This window comes from Sphingobacterium sp. UBA5670 (assembly GCF_002420705.1).
Classification (GTDB): Bacteria; Bacteroidota; Bacteroidia; order Sphingobacteriales; family Sphingobacteriaceae; genus Sphingobacterium.
The window spans coordinates 75112-92279 of the sequence record NZ_DIIM01000014.1; the positions used below are offsets into that span (position 1 = coordinate 75112).

13 protein-coding genes and 1 other RNA gene are annotated in these 17168 nt (G+C 38.8%); 6 read left to right on the forward strand and 8 right to left on the reverse strand.

Going from position 1 to position 17168, the window contains the following annotated elements:
• The first annotated feature begins 3 nt into the window (after positions 1-3).
• Both B3C94_RS12320 and B3C94_RS12325 read left to right on the forward strand, forming a co-directional pair.
• Positions 4-1080, forward strand: coding sequence for an oxidoreductase (locus B3C94_RS12320; protein WP_293904025.1), 1077 nt, complete (start codon positions 4-6; stop codon positions 1078-1080).
• 60 nt (positions 1081-1140) lie between these two features.
• Positions 1141-2286: an NAD(P)/FAD-dependent oxidoreductase gene (locus B3C94_RS12325; RefSeq protein WP_414712668.1), complete on the forward strand. Its 1146-nt coding sequence runs from the start codon at positions 1141-1143 to the stop codon at positions 2284-2286.
• Positions 2287-2353: 67 nt separating this feature from the next.
• Here B3C94_RS12325 and B3C94_RS12330 read toward each other — a convergent pair whose 3' ends face one another.
• Positions 2354-3406, reverse strand: coding sequence for a helix-turn-helix transcriptional regulator (locus B3C94_RS12330; RefSeq protein ID WP_293904029.1), 1053 nt, complete (start codon positions 3404-3406; stop codon positions 2354-2356).
• 149 nt (positions 3407-3555) lie between these two features.
• Here B3C94_RS12330 and rnpB point away from each other — a divergent pair.
• Together rnpB and B3C94_RS12340 are read left to right on the forward strand one after the other, a co-directional pair.
• Positions 3556-3936: RNase P RNA component class A (gene rnpB, locus B3C94_RS12335), an RNA gene on the forward strand.
• Between the two features lie 67 nt (positions 3937-4003).
• Positions 4004-5395: a sigma-54-dependent transcriptional regulator gene (locus tag B3C94_RS12340; protein WP_293904031.1), complete on the forward strand. Its 1392-nt coding sequence runs from the start codon at positions 4004-4006 to the stop codon at positions 5393-5395.
• Between the two features lie 197 nt (positions 5396-5592).
• On the opposite strand, the gene B3C94_RS12345 is transcribed toward B3C94_RS12340, so the two are convergent.
• The 4 genes from B3C94_RS12345 to B3C94_RS12360 form a co-directional block, all read right to left on the reverse strand.
• Positions 5593-6258: an HAD family hydrolase gene (locus tag B3C94_RS12345; RefSeq protein WP_293904032.1), complete on the reverse strand. Its 666-nt coding sequence runs from the start codon at positions 6256-6258 to the stop codon at positions 5593-5595.
• Between the two features lie 73 nt (positions 6259-6331).
• Positions 6332-8227, reverse strand: coding sequence for a DUF3857 domain-containing transglutaminase family protein (locus B3C94_RS12350; RefSeq protein ID WP_293904034.1), 1896 nt, complete (start codon positions 8225-8227; stop codon positions 6332-6334).
• Positions 8224-10197, reverse strand: coding sequence for a hypothetical protein (locus B3C94_RS12355; RefSeq protein ID WP_293904036.1), 1974 nt, complete (start codon positions 10195-10197; stop codon positions 8224-8226). The genes B3C94_RS12350 and B3C94_RS12355 overlap by 4 nt, the downstream gene beginning before the upstream one ends.
• Before the next feature lie 65 nt (positions 10198-10262).
• Positions 10263-10637, reverse strand: a complete 375-nt coding sequence (locus B3C94_RS12360; RefSeq protein WP_286884132.1) for a hypothetical protein — start codon at positions 10635-10637, stop codon at positions 10263-10265.
• Positions 10638-11114: 477 nt separating this feature from the next.
• Here B3C94_RS12360 and B3C94_RS12365 point away from each other — a divergent pair, with 477 nt between their 5' ends.
• Together B3C94_RS12365 and B3C94_RS12370 are read left to right on the forward strand one after the other, a co-directional pair.
• On the forward strand, positions 11115-11639 hold the full coding sequence (locus tag B3C94_RS12365; RefSeq protein ID WP_293904040.1) for a hypothetical protein: 525 nt from the start codon (positions 11115-11117) through the stop codon (positions 11637-11639).
• Between the two features lie 102 nt (positions 11640-11741).
• Complete coding sequence (locus tag B3C94_RS12370; RefSeq protein WP_293904042.1) at positions 11742-12641, forward strand: OmpA family protein; 900 nt, start codon at positions 11742-11744, stop codon at positions 12639-12641.
• Positions 12642-12692: 51 nt separating this feature from the next.
• On the opposite strand, the gene B3C94_RS12375 is transcribed toward B3C94_RS12370, so the two are convergent.
• The 3 genes from B3C94_RS12375 to B3C94_RS12385 all read right to left on the reverse strand — a co-directional run bounded on the left by B3C94_RS12375 (position 12693) and on the right by B3C94_RS12385 (position 16949).
• Positions 12693-13325 carry a gluconate 2-dehydrogenase subunit 3 family protein gene (locus B3C94_RS12375; protein ID WP_293904044.1) on the reverse strand — a complete coding sequence of 211 codons (633 nt, stop codon included), beginning with the start codon at positions 13323-13325 and terminating at the stop codon, positions 12693-12695.
• A 3-nt stretch (positions 13326-13328) separates the two neighbouring features.
• On the reverse strand, positions 13329-15065 hold the full coding sequence (locus B3C94_RS12380) for a GMC family oxidoreductase (RefSeq protein WP_293904046.1): 1737 nt from the start codon (positions 15063-15065) through the stop codon (positions 13329-13331).
• A 297-nt stretch (positions 15066-15362) separates the two neighbouring features.
• Entirely contained in the window at positions 15363-16949 is a 1587-nt protein-coding gene (locus B3C94_RS12385; protein ID WP_293904048.1) for an ABC-F family ATP-binding cassette domain-containing protein, read from the reverse strand.
• Between the last annotated feature and the right edge of the window lie 219 nt (positions 16950-17168).

Sequence of the window (17168 nt, forward strand, 5' to 3'; positions counted from 1 at the left end):
GTTATGAAGAAAATTCGAGTAGGGCTTATTGGTTTTGGAATTTCAGGGCAGGTTTTTCATGCTCCTGTCATGCGTTCGATTGCGGAATTGGATCTTGTCAAAGTGACAGCCCGGAAAGCTGATCAGCAACTTTTGTTAAAGCAGCGCTACCCACAGGCTGAAATTGCTTTGTCTGCTGATGATATTTTTAACGATACAACCATTGATCTTGTCGTGGTTGCCACTTCCAATGAAATGCATTATCCTTTTGCAAAACGTGCATTGGAAGCAGGAAAACATGTTGTTGTTGAAAAGCCATTTACCAATAGTGTCGAACAAGCAGATGAACTTATTGCTTTGGCAAAGGAGAAAAATCTGATCTTGGCACCCTATCATAATTTAAGGTTCAACTCGGATTATCGGACTGTGGAGAAAATGGTAAAAAGTGGAAGATTGGGCCGGATTGTGAATGTAGAATCTCGGTTCGATCGTTTCCGTAATTACCTGCGTCCTAACGCCTGGCGTGAGGAAAATTTGCCGGGCTCTGGTATATTTTATGATTTAGGACCACATCTCATCGACCAGGCGCTGCAATTATTTGGAAAGCCAAATGCAGTCTTTGCTGATTTGGCCATCCAACGGGATCACGCGAAGACAATTGACAATTTCGACTGCCTATTGTACTATGATAATTTGCGGGTATCGCTGAAAGGCTCCATGCTTGCAAAAGAACCTACGCCACGTTATCGTATCTTTGGGATGAATGGAAATTTTGTGAAATATGGTGTTGATCCACAGGAAGCCTTATTACGGGATGGTAAATTCCCGGATGAGGATCCAAACTGGGGTCAAGAGGATCCAAGTCTATACGGTAAGCTTAATATTGTGGAAGAAGGTAAAGACATCGAGGAAATTATTCCTTCCGAAATAGGATCTTATCCGGATTTTTATCAGAATGTGGCGGACGCTATATTAGGAAAAGCTGATTTGATAGCATCGGCAGAGCAGGCTCGAGATGTCATTCAGATCATTGAATTGGGATATCGGAGTCAATTGGAACGAAAAGTTGTTTCCGTTGAAAACACATTGATTGCTTATTAGAACGCTGCTGTGAGTAGAACATACGATGCTATAATTATTGGAGGAGGAGCCTGTGGCTTAATGTGTGCTGCACAGGCAGGACTGCTTGGAAAGAAAACTTTGGTACTGGAACGAAATGATAAAGTCGGTGCAAAGATCTTGATTTCCGGAGGAGGGCGATGTAATTATACCAATATCGGTACTGGTCCAGCAAATTTCATTTCTGAAAATCCAGATTTTTTGCATAGCGTATTCAGGCAGTGGACGGTGGAGGATACTATTGTGTTTTTTGAAAGTTATGGTATTATTGGGCAGGAGAAAACTTTGGGGCAGTTGTTTCCAGTAACAAATAAAGCAAAAGATATCGTTGCCGTGTTTTCCAAAATTTTATATGAAACGGATCAGGATATTGCTTTAAATACCTTGGTGAAATCTGTTGAGAAAAATGCCGATGGTTTTGTGGTAACAGTAGAAAATGGAGCAGGTGAATCCCAATATCATAGCCCAAAAGTTATTGTTGCTTCTGGAGGGCTTCCGGTTCAAAAGCTCGGTGCATCTGACTTTGGGCTACGACTGGCCAAAAAATTTAGTTTGGAGGTGGTCGGTACAGCTCCTGCATTAGTGCCGTTGACCATAACAGGAAAAGATGCCGATTGGTATAGTTCCTTAGCTGGAAATTCGGTATTCTCAAAGGTATCTGTTGCCGGAATGTCATTTGAGGAGAATATTCTCTTTACACACTGGGGATTGAGTGGACCCGCAATACTTCAGATATCAAGTTATTGGCGACCGGGGCTAGAGATTACCATAGATCTGTTGCCTAATTTTAATTTGGACAATCTAATTAAACAAGAGCGACAATATGGCGGGAAAAGACTTGTTTCACAACTGCTAAACGATTATTTCAGCAGAAAATTGGTCGATGCTCTTGGAAAGTTCCTCGTTTTGGATACTAAAATCGCCTCACTTAGTAAGGCTGATGCAAAGTTGATTGTCGATACTATTCATCGTTTCAAAGTAAAGCCTGCAGGGGATAAGGGCTATGATAAAGCAGAGGTTATGCGCGGCGGGGTGTCAACCAGGGAACTTCATCCCAAGACCTTAATGTCCAAAAAAGTCGAGGGTCTTTATTTTGGGGGGGAGGCTGTTGATATTACCGGATGGCTTGGCGGCTATAATTTCCAGTGGGCTTGGGCAAGTGGTTATGCCATCGCCCAAGATATCTAATCCTCTGATCCAAATTTATTCCAACTGATTACGCTGGCTATTTATCGCTTGGGCAATAGTTGGTATATCAACTATTTGCTGGGCTTATGCCCTTGTTTTCAGAATTGTCTGCATAAAGCTGTTTGGCAGCTTCCAAACGTCGTATTATTCTTGTTTGTAAATTTCTTGGCGATAATACTTTAATCGATTCACCAAACCCTAAGATTTCTCTTTCCAGTTCAAAATTAAGGACGACATCTATACGAATTAAGATTGAACCATCTTCTTTTTTATCTAAAATCTGTTGGGAAGAGTGGAACGGTTTAGTTTCTACATAAGGTGCATTTCTTGCGTTGATCAGTAATATCACCCGGTGTCCGCGGTCCTTTTGGGTTTTCGAAACCCCTATCGTATCGGAAAAGTAACGTTCGAAATCGATCCCTGTATATTCCTTGTATGAATTTTTGCCCATTTCTTCTATAGCGTCAATCCGGTCCAGTGCAAGTGTCATCAATCCTTCGCTTTTTTTATGGTGACCGATGAGAAACCATCTATTACGATATTCCTTTAGCAGGTAAGGAGAAAAAACAAGATCCTGCTTCTGTGTTGCTTTGAAAGATTGGTAACTAATGAGTAACGGTGTTTTTTCGCGGATCGCCAGATGAAGGGGACTGATAAAAGTAAGGCCCTTCAGCAGCTTATTGTTTTCCAGTTGAATGATGGAGGGTGAATTATCTTTTTTGCTGTGTATGCTGTTTTCAAGACGTGCGACAATATCGCTCATTTCATCAAAACTGGAGAACCCATTGATATGCTTGAGCACTTCAACAGCTTCTTTCATTTTCTGCATATCTCCAATGGAAATAGGTGAATTGCTGATGCTATAATTGGGGTCTTCATAAGTATAGAACTTGCGATGCAGGACAATAATAGGAGCATTGTAGCCGAGCTTATTGCTACGCATCAGCTGCAGGTCACTTTGTATTGTCCGCTTACTTATCCCGTTTTTGATCCCTTCAAATTCGTAGAGTGCATCAGAAACCTTTTCCATAAGGTCTTCTAATGTCCATTTGCGATGCCGTAAACGGAGGCAATGATCGATCGTTTTGTACCGTATAAGAGCCAGTTTGTTGAGAGCCATAGTGTTAATTTCTTTGGATAAGCTGAAAATACAAAACTTTAACCGATCTACGCAAACACATTGCGCAGATTTTTGAGATCTTTGCTTCGTTTGGCTGAAATTAAAAAGAAATTCGGGTTTTTCCGGGTAAAATAGCTACTTTTGCGCAGAAGCAAACTGGTTCTATCGCTGCTCTTTTTTTGAGAGGAGAGGAAAGTCCGGGCAACATAGAGCAACACGCTTCCTAACGGGAAGGCTGTTATGGAAATAGCAGACAGAAAGTGCCACAGAAAATATACCGCTTTTCGGAGTAAGGGTGAAAACGTAAGGTAAGAGCTTACGGTCTTGTATGGCAACATACATTACGGTAAACCTCGTGTGTTGAAAGACCAAATAGGTTGCGAAAATCGAAGGCTGCTCGTCTTCTTTCAATTTATTGGAATTCGTAATGGGTAGGTTGATTGAGTTTGTCAGCGATGGCAAATCTAGATAAATGATAGAAATTCCACTTCGGTGGTCTACAGAACCCGGCTTACAAGGTTTGCTTCTTTTTCGCTAATTGCCAAAAAAATCTTATATTGATTCCCATAATTGAAAAAATAGCATAACTCTCGATTTATGAGTACAATTTTAATCATTGATGATGAGCGCGCCATCAGAAGTTCGTTGCGTGATATCTTGGAATATGAAGATTATACGATTTTAGATGTCGACAATGGCCGGGATGGATTAGATATTTTAAAAAAGGAAAAAATAGATCTTGTTCTCTGCGATATCAAGATGAATACGATGGATGGGATGGAAGTTTTGGCGGAAGCGCATCAAAGCAGCCCAGACATCCCCTTTATTATGATCTCTGGACATGGTACAATTGAAACGGCTGTTGAAGCCGCGAAAAAAGGTGCTTTTGACTTTTTAGAAAAACCGCTGGACCTGAATAGACTATTAATTACTGTTCGGAATGCACTGGATAAAAGCTCCCTCGTCACAGAAACTAAAGTGCTCAAACGCAAAGTTAGCAGCTCGAAAACAAAAGATATATTGGGGGAATCTGGTGCTATCAAACGTATCAAGGAGACAATAGACCGTGTAGCACCGACAGAAGCCCGTGTTTTGATTACTGGAGCAAATGGTTCCGGAAAAGAGCTTGTGGCGCGTTGGTTACATGAGAAATCGAATCGTGCGCAGGGACCTCTCATTGAAGTGAACTGTGCGGCTATACCTTCCGAATTAATTGAATCTGAATTATTCGGGCATGAAAAAGGATCCTTTACATCCGCGATTAAACAGCGTATTGGGAAATTTGAGCAGGCTAGTGGCGGAACATTGTTTTTGGACGAAATCGGAGATATGAGCCTATCGGCGCAAGCTAAAGTCTTAAGAGCGCTACAGGAACATAAAATCACTAGAGTGGGGGGCGACAAAGAGATTGATGTCAATGTACGTGTGGTAGCCGCGACCAATAAAGATCTATTGAAGGAAATTGAGGAGGGTAACTTTAGAATGGACTTATATCACCGTTTGTCGGTGATCTTAATTCATGTTCCAGCTTTAATAGATCGTGTAGACGATATTCCCCTGCTTTCAACAAATTTTTGCGAAGAAATCTGTATGGAATATGGGATACCCGTGAAAGAGATTACTTCTGCGGCAATGAGAGAATTGAGTCATCTTCCCTGGACTGGTAACATTCGGGAATTGCGCAATATGATAGAGCGTTTAATTATTTTGAGCGACAGATCTATTACAGATAAAGATGTGGTGGCATTTGCTAATCCTTCGCGTGAGCCGGTAAACGGTATAGTGCATGAAAGGGCTGCTGCGAATTATGGTTTAGATATGGACTCTTTTGATTCGTTCCAAGACTATAAAGATCATGCTGAAAAAGAGTTTATTAAATATAAATTGGAAAAAAATAATTGGAACGTCTCGAAAACGGCCGATGACCTTGATATTCAACGTAGTCACCTCTATAGTAAAATAGAAAAGTTTGGTCTGAAAAGAGATTAATAACTGAATAAAATTGTAGTCAAGCGGCAGCAATTGAAAATTTAGTCCAAATCGGACAATATGAGCGTAAAAAAAGAGATTCCCAAAGGAATCTCTTTTTTTATATGTTAACAGCAGCTCAAGGAATTTTTAAATGATACGATTAAGCTGCTTCATGTTATATGTGTTTTCTCAGCAAATCTCCAGTAAAGTTTTAGCTATTGTGTTTTTAGAATGGCTTCTACATTCGCAACTGATATTTCTGTATAATTATTTATATAATCATTGCTTGCAGGTAATTCTTCTTTTTTATGCGTTGAAAGTACGGCGACAACTTTCATTTCGGCATTTTTTGCCGCAGTAATACCCGAAAAAGAGTCTTCAAAAACGATGCAGCGGTCAACCGGAATGTGTAGTTTTTCTGCTGATTTTAAATAAACCTCAGGATGTGGCTTATGTAATTTTACATCTTCACTGCTTAATGTGGAAGAGAAAAGATGGCGTATTTTTAATTCATCTAGAATTAAATCCATGTTCTCACGGGGAGCAGATGTCGCCACAGCAAGCTTAAACCCCTTGTCTTTTAATTCAGTCAGAAACTCAATTAATCCCTTAATAGGTGCCACGTGCTCCTTGTAAATAACTCTAAAGAGCTGCTCTTTTTCAAATTCAAGCGTTCGCAGTTCCTCAGGAGATATTGGACGCTTAAAGAAATGTTGCATGATGTAACTATTGTGCTTGCCATACATATGCTGCTCAAATTCCTCTTCTGTAGCCTGCTGTACATTGTGGTTTTTAAAAAAAGCTCTAAAAGCTTCGGCATGGAATGGGTTGGTGTGGCTGATGACACCGTCCATGTCAAAAATCGCTGCGTATTCTGTCATTGAGCTAATATACAATAATTGCCGTATTTGATCGATTTTATAAATTCATATTCTGGTAAATATTTTCTTTCGGTTAGAGAAAGCTGAGATTAAAGCGTCCTCGATCACAACTGCTTACCTCGTTGTTAAATTGGAAAAATTCTTCATAATTATCGGCTGGATAGCTGCCTTCAAAAAGTTCCAATTTTCTGTAGGTGAATAGCTTATTGTCTTTTATTTCTGACCTAAATTCATATTTTCCAAAGGGTTTCTCAATGATTTTCTTCTCAGGAGTTATGTTTTTGAGTATATTTTCTGGAAGCGCAATACTAATGCTATCGATATCGGCAAAGCCCCTTTCAATGAAAATATCTTCTGTTCTATTTTTGCTTTCAGGGATATTGGAACGCATATTAAATAGATTAGGTTGGATCAAAAGTTTATTGCCATTTTTCACAGCATAGTTTTTAACAAAAATATTCAGGTTCTCCTCAATAAATGGATTTTCTTCTTTATGTTCAATATAGTTTACCTGATTAAAATTAATATTGTCAATATTATAGTATTCTGCGAGAAGCTTATTTTTATCATTATTGCTGGCTAAAAGGACATCCATATGGTTCTCATATTGGGTTCCGTAGAACTTGGTGTTTAAGGTACCTTGGATGCTTCCGTCTTCCGAAAGTTTTAGGTCAGCATAGCGAAGCTGAAGATTGGTGGAGTTGAGATATTTCGGTGTATGCATGATCACACCGCCATTTTCGGTGCAGGCGACCACATCTCTATCGTCCGTAAAATCACTCAAAAAACCAAAGGGAAGGTTTTGGCTCGTACATTCCAGCCAGGTCGTATCATTTTTGAATGGGATACATAAGATGACGTGATTTCCATCCTGGGCATTTGCAAAGGTTTTGTTGAAACTCTCTTTGCGTCTTCCAGCTTCGACTATACAATAATAGGAAGGGATGTTGACTGCTGATAGCATACTTCGCATGTAGTTTGCAAGCGCTTTACAATCTCCATAGCCCAAACGGTCCACTTCTGAAGCAGGAAATGGTTCTAAACCGCCAATCCCTATTTGGATACTGATATAGCGTGTATTTTTTTGTAAGTATTCGTATAGAATCTTCGCTTTATCTTTATCGGAACTTGCATTTTTTGTTAGTGCAATAAATTTATGTTTGGAAGCTTCTGTCAGATCTTCTTTTTTATTCAACAAGCTATTCGACACCCAATTGCCAAACTCTTTCCAATCAGAGAAATTTCCTTCTTTTCCATAGTAAATAAAGTTTTTGGGAACGATGAGCACATTTGTTCTTTTTAGGCTGGGGTTGGGGCTATACGATTCATCCTTTCTTGCCGTAATCTGTTCTACAGTCCAGGTTTTACTTTCGGTTTTCTCATTTTTCTCTTCTTTTATCCTCCCTTTATAATTCTTTGTTTCAATTCGATATTCGGTGCCAAGCGGAGCAATAAATTGAAAACTGCTTTTTTCCACAGAAACATTGTTCGATACTTCAGGAGTCCAAGATGGAATGATCAAATTTTGTTTATTTTTCACTTCGTATTGGTATTCCACCGTATAAGGATAGCTGTGGTAGTCGGGAACATATAATTTTACCCGTGAATCGGCAAACATTGTACTATTGTCCACAGCGCTTATATCTTTGAAATCTTTCGTTGCAATTTTTTTTTGCAATATCCCCATTTCATTATAAATCGCTCCTTTTAGATTTTTGATTTCGCTAGACTTATTATAATAGACCGGGAGGGAAGCATAGCGATCTCCATTTTTATTATAAACAGTAACGGCACAAGTTATGGTTGTGATCACTTGTTCAGGAGATTTTATTTCTACCACAGTCTTATCATTACGGACAGTTGCTACTGCCCGACTCTTTAATGCACTCGGGATATTGGCGACGTCGTAATTATCTTGCCCAATTGCGAGGATCGGAAGTAGGAGTAAGTTGACGAATAAGATTTTCATTTTTTATCGGTTAATTTTATATCTAGCTTTTGCTGTTGAATGATACGTGAATACAACTCTTTGAGCGAAAAATACTCATCGACTGAAAATACAGGTTTGTTAAACACTAGACTTTGTAGGATTTCAAGCTGATTACCGTTGACTTGTGTTACATATCTATATTTTGCAGCTGACTCTGGGAGTGCTAAAGAAGCATTTTGTGGTTTTTCGACAATTTCATATTGATCAGGAATTGTCAATTTGATCGAATACAGGGTTTTGGATTTAAAACCCATATCGACGGGGTAAGTTCTTTCCTGCGCTTTAAATGGATTGTAGGAAATTCTGTCAATAATATTGGGCGCCAAAACCAGTACATCTTGTCCCATCTGTTTGGAGACATCCATTGTGACATCAAATTCTTCTATTAATAGCTGATCAATATCCTCCAAATTTTGGATACTTGATTTTGTTAAGGTAATATTGGGCATTTCCTCGTCTAGTTTTTCCCAGTATTCTTCCAAAGAATTGAATTTGGCGATATGCTGACGCTTTAATAGGGCCTTGTTTCCTTTACTGCTGATGGTCAGTTTTCCCTTGATTTTAAATTGATCATTCAATGTGCCCTCCAATAAATAATTTACATCGGAAGATTCTTCGGCGGTGAGCGGATACCAATCGGAACTCTTTTTAGAGTAAATAATTCTTCCCCGTTCATTCAGGCATTGTAAGGGCAGCTCTCCGAAAGGTAAGTATGAATTGGAGGCGTCAAGTTTATACTTTATCCCGTCAATATCTACGCAGGCGATGATATAGTCAAAGTCAGATAGTACTGGAAATAGGGCATTGGGAGTACCGTTTCGTCGTGTTGATAAAATAATAGGGTAGGCTTCCAGATCTGCTGCCAGCAAGGCAGTTACCAGGGCTAAGTTAATATCTCCGATATTGCCAGTTCGTTTTTCCAGTGCTTTTTCAATACCCACTTCGGCGTACTTTCCTAAATAGTTATTCCATTTTATTTGCTTATTGATATAACTATATATCTTTTTTGCCTTTTCTAATTTTGTGTCAGTAGGCGATAAAATTGTAGCCAAACTGGTTTTAAATAAGTCTGTTTTTTTTAATTGTCCACCAAACGCCTTTTCATTCATCAGATCTGTATCGACGTCTTTCCAGGTTTTGCTAAAAGTCTTCTTGCTACCCGTGCTTGGATAATAGATCGATTCAAGCTCATAATAGATAGCAGATTTGAAATTCGTTGGAGACGTCATGTAGTCTTCTTCTACAAATGCCGGAATGTTCTTCATGGAATAGGTCAACTTGGAACAATCCATTCTTAACCCATCAAGAAAAATGTATTCTTTCAATACTTCGCCTTTTTGATCGCTAAGCTTATAAGGGCCACGTAAGACTACATTGTAGGTGAAAGACGCAGGTATGATGGCGATATATTGGCTTTGTATTTTGGGGATATCGTCTTGAAATTCCCATGTTTTGAAATTGAATAAATCTTGCTCCAGTGTCCGATAGGATACTTCAATAATAGATCCTTCTTTAATATTCGGAAGAGTAAATTTATTTAGATCTAGATAAGCGGAGTAGTTTTCTTTGAAGACCTTCTTATTTTCAAGTTCGGTTTTTTCAATTCTACCATTTTCCAAGTTATAAGTAACCGCCTTTAATTCGTCAAAATAGTCACGGACATAACTTCCGCGTTTATAGGAGGGAATTTCAAAATTAGCTTTTTTAAACCCTTCTTTATTATTGATCCGGATAAGTACATGGTACTCATGTTGAAGTTTTATGCGATTGTCGTAATCATCTACAAAAACAGAACTTCGCCCAAACTCATTCAAAACTATTGCGTTGGCATTGCTATCCAAATCTGTTCGTGAAAAATCCGAAATAGAAACTTTACCAAAGTCAAAAGTTTGGGCTATACTATTTGTATAAATAGAAAATATTAAAAATAGCGTTAAAAACTGGCGCATAACTATAGGTGTAATAATTCACGAATATAAGTTTTTAGCCAAAATTAAACGATACTTCAGGAAAATTATTTGTCTAGCTGCAAAAGATTATTAATGATTTCGGTTATGTTATCGACATCTTCACCATCTTCCAGCATAGAAAACGCAAGATAGGTCGCATAGATTTCGGGACTGAATTTTACATGTTTATCGGCGATAAACCGGTCGATTTGTTCCTCATTGCATTCAAAATGAATGCTTTGTAATTCATTAAAAAGATTAGTTGAAATGGTCTGATGGTTTTCTCCACAGGCAAATCCTGCAATAATATGGAATAGAAACTTATCGGTTATTTCGTCATCTTCTTTTTTGAACATAGCACGAATATGCTTATAATCGAATTTAGTTTTTGCGCTATTCACAATAGTGTCCCAAATCTGATACTCTGCTTTAGTCTCCATAGCTTGCTATAAATTTATATTGGTCTTACCAATATAGCAAAAATAATTTGATTTTTAGCAAGGATAATGAAACTTATCGGCTTCCGAAGCTGAGTTATGATAGACCAGATATCCAAGTGAATAACAGTATATCATCGTCATGACAATGGTGGAATATCGGCCCCAAGAGAGAACTTAATGCTGTAATAGCGTAAAAACTATTTCGCCTAAAAAACAGCCCAATATTACACCAAACAGAATTGACAAAATAACCTTTAGCCACACCGGGCTTGCTTCTAACATCAGTTTCATGCTGCAAAATTGCTTTAAAAATATACCTTAACGAAGACTTTTCTTCTTTTTAAAGCTACCTGTGGCGATATGCTGACATGAATTTTTGGCTTTGTGGTATGATAATTGAAAATTAATAGTTGGATTCGATTTTTTTAGTAATTTAAGTCGGAAAATGAAATTGTTAAAATAGCCTGATTTATAATTATGATAACACGAATAGTATTGACAATTGTTCTATTTACCTTGACAAAAGTTGGACTTGGCCAACAGGTGAATATTGATAAAGTTCGAAAGGAATATGCGGTAGCCGTAAAGGATGAGGATCTGTGTGAACATAATTTGGAGGCATTGACTGAAGGTGCCAAATCGCCAACAGAGAAAGCATATCTAGCCGCCTATCAAATACTTTTAGCTAAACATATCGGCAATCCATTTAAGAAAGTTGGGCAGTTTAAAGAGGGTAAAAAGCATTTGGAAGAAGTGATTAAGGAAAATCCAAATCATATTGAAGCCCGGTTTATACGTTGGAGCGTACAGGTACATGCGCCTTCTTTTTTGGGGTATAACAATAATATCCTTGAGGATAAAAATTTCCTTGTTAAAAACCTTTATAAATTACCCAATGACGAGGCTAAATCTATTATTTATAATTATCTAAAAGGTGCAAATCCCTATCTTAAAGGTGAACAAGTATTTAACGCTGCAGAGTTGAAAGAGCTAGCCCAATAGACGTTAAAGGTTGTTAATTTGACAAGTCTATGGCGTGTTTTGGCTGGAATATTGCATATCTTGCTATATGAATTAGTTCAACATCTACAAAAAAAGTATATCATGAAGAATTTAGTTTTTCCAATGACTGTATTAACGGCCAGTTTGTTTGTTATCGGATGTGGCGTTAGCAAAAAACAATATGCTGGTTTACAGTCCGACTATAGTAAATTGCAAACGGAGCATAGTCAATTGACCAAGCAGTATCAGGATGGGCAGCTTCAATTAGCTGAAGGTAGGACACGGATCAAAAGTTTAGAGGATCAATTAGCGTCCGAGAGACAGAATAATGCTGACCTTCGCTCAGCGTATGCTGCATTGCAGAAAACATTAGACAATAGTATTAATCAGAATTCACAGGGAAATATTAATATCTCCAAGTTGGTTGATGAAATTAACGCTTCAAATAAATACATTAAGCATCTCGTAGAAACGAAAAATAAATCGGATTCCTTGAATCTTGTATTGACAAATAATTTGACAAGATCACTTAGCCGTGAAGAGTTGCAGGAAGTTGATGTACAGGTATTAAAAGGGGTAGTTTATATCTCACTTGCGGATAATATGCTTTACAAATCCGGTAGCTATGAAATTAACGATAGAGCAGATCAGACACTGAGCAAGATCGCAAAAATTATCCAGGATTATAGAGATTACGAAGTGTTGATTGAAGGTAATACAGATACAGATCCGATTTCTAAACCTAATATTCGGAACAACTGGGATTTGAGTACCCTGAGAGCTTCTTCTGTTGTACAGGCATTACAGAATAAATATGGTGTGGATCCCAAACGCTTAACTGCAGGTGGTAGGGGTGAGTATAACCCGATTGCAGACAATACCACAGCAATTGGTAAACAACGTAATAGAAGGACGCAGATTATCATTACACCTAAATTGGATCAATTTATGGAATTAATTGATAAAGCACCCGAGACTACCGAGGTCCCACCGGCACAATAAATTTCAATTTAAAATAAAAAAATCCTTTCCGAAAACGGAAAGGATTTTTTTTTATCCAAAGAATTTAGTCGGGTCAAAACCGTGCTCTTTCAATACATCATCGGGTACACCATTCCATACTCCAGGCTTATTTCCGGCATAGCCAATATCTTTCACACCTATTTCGCTTGTGTAAAAACCTGAGGAAGTAAGGTTGCGCATCAGCGAAAAGAATGCTGCACCCTGTTTCATTTCTGGTTTTGCCAGTTCAGGATAAGCGATATCATCTACTAATGCAAGTTGATCCTTTTCATTACATTTTATAAATACTGTACCATAACGTTTTTTGGATTGGAGGTCCAACCAACGAAGGCCACCCCGCATAGGGATTTTATTGTCCGGCAAATCTTTTACGATAAATTCGATAAAATCGGGCACCCCCGCTTCCGATGCGCTCCCTGATTTGCTGTCCTTCGGGATAATGATATCTGCCAAAACAGTGATTGTAGCCATTTCGTGTTCATCAAAAAACTTTTCGGCGTATAGCTGTTCTGTGCGTTCATATTCAAAATCCTGAACTCCAGGTAATTTTTTGCTATTGTCTACTGTAGCATTTTTAGCCTCCTTTGAGTTGCAAGCTGCAGTTAAAAGACCTGATCCAGCTGCAATAAAGCCTAATGCTCTTAAAGATTCTCTTCTATTCATGCTTTAGCCGTTTAATTTTTTCTTTTCTTGAAGTATATATTCTGCTGTCCGCATCGATAAAGCGAGTATTGTCCAGGTCAGATTTTTGTCACCTTGTTGCACAAATGGTCCCGCATCTACGACATAAAGATTTTTACAATCGTGTGCCTGTCCCCATTTATTCAATACGGAAGTTTTAGGGTCATTCCCCATTCTTGTGGTACCACCTTCGTGAATAATTTTTCCCGGAGCTTCCAAGCCATACAATGTATCTGCCCCCGGAATCTTTGAGGTGATTACCGCGCCCATTTCGTGCATAATAGATTGAAATGTCTCTTGCATGTGTTTAGCCTGTGCTATTTCTTCATTTGCCCATTTGTAGTTGAATCGTAGCACAGGTATTCCGAATTTGTCGACTTTATCCGGATCGATTTCGCAATAATTATCTTTTCTGGCCAATGCAGTTCCCCGTCCAGCCATGCCTACATTTGCACCATAATAGCTACGGAAATCTTCTTTTAACGCGGTACCATAACCACCTTTGGCTTTTGTTTTTCCATCCGAATTTTTGGCGATATCATTTACTTTAGGTACCCAGTTCAAAAAACCATAAGAGGGCATATGTAAACCACCGCCGTATTCGATGTGGTAACCTCTAGGGAAATTCAATTTAGCGTTATCTTCCCACCATGGCGAGTAAATATGTACACTTCCGACACCATCTTCATTATAACGCTTCCGGTCGAGGAGCTGCGGTAAAAAACCTGATAAACTGGCTCCTGTAGAATCGTGAAGATATTTTCCAACTAAACCGCTGCTATTACCAACGCCACCAGGGTGGGATTTTGATTTGGAATTTAACATGATACGAGCACTTTCACAGGCACTGGCACCTAGAATAACGGTTTTTCCTTTTACTGTGTATTCCTGTAGATCTTTGGTGTTTACATAGGAAACACCAACAGCGAGTCCTTCGTCATTAGTAATCACCTCTCTCACCATAGCATTGTCTATCACCTTCAGGTTACCCGTTTTCATAGCCGGAATAACGAGACAAGACGAAGAAGAAAAGTCTCCATAAACTTTACATGCACGGCCACATTGACCACAATAGAAACAGGCTCCCCGATCTTTGATGTCTTTCGATACTTCAGTCAGTACAGCCCCTCTTCCCGGGATCACTGGAACCCCCGCTTTTTTAGCTCCTTTGGCAATGTATAGTTCGTTCAGGCGTGGCTTAGGTGGTTTCATGAAAATTCCATCTGGTTCATTATGAATACCTTCTACTGTACCATATATTCCGATCATTCGATCGACACGGTCGTAAAATGGCTTGACCTCTTCATAAGTAATAGGCCATTCTTCTGTAACTCCATCCTTTGGCTTGAAATCGTCAGGTCCCATACGTAATGAAATACGGCCCCAGTGGTTGGTTCTTCCACCCAGCATTCGGGCTCTAAACCACTCAAATTCAGTTCCTGCTACTTTACTATAAGGTTCACCCTCGATCTGCCAGCCACCAAAGGCAGCGTCGAAATCCCCAAATGGTCTTGTTGTGCCCGCACCTCTTCTTGGAGATTCCCAAGGCCAACGCAGTTGTAACGAATCTTTTGCTGGATCATAAAAAGGACCTGCTTCCAGCATCAATACTTTAAGCCCCGCATGTGCAAGTATATAACCTGCCATACCACCACCTGCGCCGGAACCAACGACTATGGCGTCAAATAATTCGGGATTTTCTTTAATTTGATAATCTGACATAATTAAATGAAGTAAATTAATTGAGAGGCCTATGAGATACATTTGTCATGAGACTTAATATGTAAATGAGAAGGTTCAATTAATTTAATGGTTATTGTTTCGTGTTTAAAATCATTGTGAATATATCGATAAAAATTCATTTTCCTTAAATTAATTTATCGATTTAGCAGATTTTAAATAAAGAATATGGGATTGTTACAAAAAATGGGATGTTTTATTGAAACATGTAGCGGTTCGCCGTAAATATTCCTTCTATTTTGCAGCAGTAAAATAGAAGGAATAAGTGTGTGCAGTTCTTTAGAGTGTGATGACTTTATTTACATGAATTTCTTTCAGAAAAACTTCATCATGGGAAATGACGAGAATTGTGCCCTTATAAAGCTGAATGGCTCTGGTCAGTATGCGGATATTTTGAAGATCCAGATTGTTTGTTGGTTCATCCAGGATAATTAAATCTGGTGACTGTTGCTGAATAGTAAGGCAGCATAAGATCAGGCGCATTTTTTCGCCGCCGCTAAGTAGCGCACATGGTTTATCCCAATCGTCCTTTCCGAATAGGAAGCGATTGAGCCTGATCTTGATCTCATGTTCAGGCAGCGCATCGGTGTTGAATTGCTGAGCTTGTTCGTAAATGCTCAAATGAGGCGATATAATGGAATATGTCTGATCTAAATAGATTGCGTCAAATGATTGACGCTCAATTTTTCCTTGCTCAGGTGTCAGTTGGTTAAGTAGGAGTTTGACCAATGTCGTTTTACCAGACCCATTCTGACCCTGTAGTGCGATGCGGTCTCCACTGAATAATTGAAAGTCAACATGATCTGCCCAAAGTTGCTGCGAGCCATAGCGGAAATTGATGTTTTCTGCTTTGACCATACTTTTTCCTGTCGGAAAAGTGCTATTTCCTAGATCGATTTTAATTTCATCCAATGCCGATTGCGAGCCCCGAAGTTCCTGTAGATCGGATCTGATATCTCCAATTTTATCCTGATGTACACTCTTTATTTTGGCGGTGCTTTTCTCGGCATTATTGCGTAGCGTATTCATCATGATCCGCGCTACACCAGCTTTTTCCTGCTTTTTTTGACCACGGTTATTTAATCGATTTTGACGTTCGATAGTTTCTCTTTCTTTCTCCTTCGCAATTTTGATCGCTTTTTCCTTGTGATGGATATCCTGTTGCAAAGCTTGGCGTTCGCCTTCTTTTTGAGCCTCGTAAAAGCTGTAATTGCCTCCGTATCGTTTAATTCCCTTGGGTGTCATTTCGGCCATATCGTCCAATAGATTAAGCAGGGTTCTATCATGGCTTACAATGATTAGTGTGCTTTTGGTAGATTGGATCCAGTTGTATAAGAGCTTTTTGCTATCCAAATCCAAATGGTTGCTGGGTTCATCGAGCAGAATGAACTCGGATTGATGAATCTGGATTCCGGCCAATAAGATTTTCGTTTTTTGTCCACCACTAAGAGAAGACATTTTTTGTGTCAATGCGATGTCGGGCAGGCTCCATTGTTCGAAAGCTTCTTTGCAACGTTCCTCCAGAGTCCAGTCATCTTGAAGGCTGTTGAAATTTTCTTCTGATGCATCACCCGCTAATATGGCATGAAGTGCATTTAATTTTTTGTTGATTCCGAGCGCTTCGGCAACGGTCTTGTCCTCAAATTGTCCGACAACTTGTGGAACATAGTATGTACTGGCACTGACAAGGATGCTGCCATCCGCTGGGAATAGTTCGCGGGCGATTAATCGCAATAAAGTTGATTTGCCAACGCCATTATGGCCGATCAATGCAATTTTCTCTTGCGCGTTTATATGAAGATTTATATTCTCAAACAATAAATCTTTATTCGGATGTATATAAGAAAGTTGTTGTAATGAAAGCATGTTGAAATTCTTTAAATGTTAGAAAAAGACCATTTAGGCAGGTGCTGCCAATGGATGGTATTTATTTCGTTCTAAAGAATTTTAATCTTACATGCAGTTTTATTTCTGTTGTGGTTTACAAATATAGGCTTTTTATTTTGATATCAGCTAAACTTTTGAGAAATAGTCAAATTGTTTATTTTTCTACTATTTGCTTCAGACAAATTGTAATTTTGAAAA